1 protein-coding gene is annotated in these 1,869 nt (G+C 74.5%); it reads left to right on the top strand.

The genetic code is table 11. The features are described 5' to 3' along the window. Positions 1–163 precede the first annotated feature (163 nt). Positions 164–1,384, top strand: coding sequence for a hypothetical protein (locus tag ADY01_RS35250; protein WP_049580928.1), 1,221 nt, complete (start codon positions 164–166; stop codon positions 1,382–1,384). Positions 1,385–1,869: the final 485 nt, after the last annotated feature.

Raw genomic sequence — 1,869 nt, 5'->3', positions numbered from 1 at the left:
TCCCAGGGGCGGTGGTGGTCGGCGAGTTCGCGTGAGCACGGGGACAACGGCCCGTCCCTCACGTAGGGTCGTGGCTCGCGGCACTCTCCCCACGCGCCGGACCGGCGCGGGGAGGGCCCGCTCCCGCGCATCGGGGCCCGCACGGTCCCAGAAGGGCGCGCCCATGACCGTTTCCCTGCTCGGCTTCCTGAAGCCGCTCCTCCCCGATGCCTTCGACCGCATCGCCCTTCCGGCCGAGATCCGGCAGCTCCTCGACCACCTCTCGACGGATCTGCCGCTGCCCGCCGGGCCCGCCTCCGCGCCGCTCTCCGGCGAGGTCCGCGCCTGCGCCCACGACGCGTTCGGCGGCTTCGCCGGGCTCACGATCGACCCGCTCGGCCGGGCGATCCCCTTCCGCCTGCGGCTGACAGGACCCCCGGACGCGCCCACCGGCTTCCAGCTCGACCTCGAACCGGCCGACGGCCCGCTGGTGATCCGCATTGAGGGCGCCGTCGAACGCCCCGCGCGCCAGGGCATCCTCGGCCTCGACACCCCCGCGCCGCGGCCCGTTCCCACCTCGCCGATGCTCCTGTGGACCGGGCACCGGGACGCGACCGGCCAGGCCGAACTCGCGCTCCGCTGGCCCCCTTCCCCCGGCGCCGCCCGCTACCGGGTCCACCTGGGCGACGCCCGCCGGCTCGCGGACGAACTCGGCCTCTCCCTCGCCGACACCCCGGTCCTCGCCGCGCGGGCGCACCCGATCCACGTCGCCGCCGACCGCCTCACCGGCACGGGGGCGTTCACCTTCCTCGGCGAGGCCGCGGGCGCCCCGGCGGGGGACGGCTTCATCCACTTCACCGCCCGCGTCCCCGGTGGTCCGCGCGGCGTCCAGTTCGTCCGTGTGGTGCCGGTCGCCGCCGGCGGCGCCGAACCGGCCTTCCACACCTGCGGCCTCGTCCCCCTCGCCGTGCCCGGCACCGACCGGCCGCCGCCGCCCCTGCTCGACGCGTTCACCGACCCCGCCCACGGCCCGACCCTGAGGGTGCGGGCCCGGGGCCTGCGCCCCGAACTGCTGGCCGCGGCGCCGGGCGGAGCGCCGGAGTTCCGCCTCCGCGGCTCCGCCCGCGGCGCCGACCGCCACGTCGCCCTGGTGCGGACGAGCGGGGACCTCACGGGCCCGGACGCCGAGGGTGCCTGGACGGCGACGGTGCCGCTTTCGGCCACCGCGCCGGACCCGGTCTGGCATGCGGAGGTGCGCTACCCGGCGGAGCCCGCCCTCCCACCCGGCACGGCGGCATCGCCCGCCGACGGCGGCGTGGAACCGGTGTGGGGCGCGGTGGGGGACGGCTGCGAGGGGCTCTGGAGCGATCCCTCCCCCGCCTGGATCTCGGCGAACGCCCACTAGACGTTTCGTCGGGTCGGCCTGCATGTGGGTGGTGGCTGGGGTTGCGGCTTCTACGCTTGGCCTAGGTGGCGCGGGCTTGCCCGGGTGTCTGTTTCGTGCGGATGCACGAAAAGAGGCACCTACGGGGGGAGGGTTCGTGGGTGTTCGCCGTCCCGGTGACCGGTCAGTTTGTCGGGTGGATGAGGTGGGTGTCCGAACGGGCGCAGCGGATGACGGTGGTCTTGGGTCGGTCTGTTCGCTGTGGCTGGGGTGGCGCGCAGCTGCTGCCGCCTCTGTGTGCCCTTGTTGGTCATCCCCGGGGCCGGTGGGGGTCGTTGCCCAACCGGGCCGTGGTGGCGGTGCGCGGTCGTCTGCCCTATTGGGCATCTGGAGGCGGGGACTGTTCTGAAACGCGAAACACTTCGTTTTAAACAGAGTGTTGAAAACAAACCGTGCGCCGTTTCAAAACAGTCCCCACCCTCCGATGCCCGATAGGGCAACCGACC

Origin of the sequence: Streptomyces sp. SBT349, from assembly GCF_001083795.1 — a bacterium.
GTDB lineage: Bacteria > Actinomycetota > Actinomycetes > Streptomycetales > Streptomycetaceae > Streptomyces.
Note: the sequence above shows the minus strand (reverse complement) of the source record. Positions and strands in the feature narration are given on the sequence as shown.

What these genes read in the sequence shown, in the direction of transcription:
- ADY01_RS35250 (WP_049580928.1), top strand. Translation starts at nt 164, where the DNA reads ATGACCGTTTCCCTGCTCGGCTTCCTGAAGCCGCTCCTCCCCGATGCC.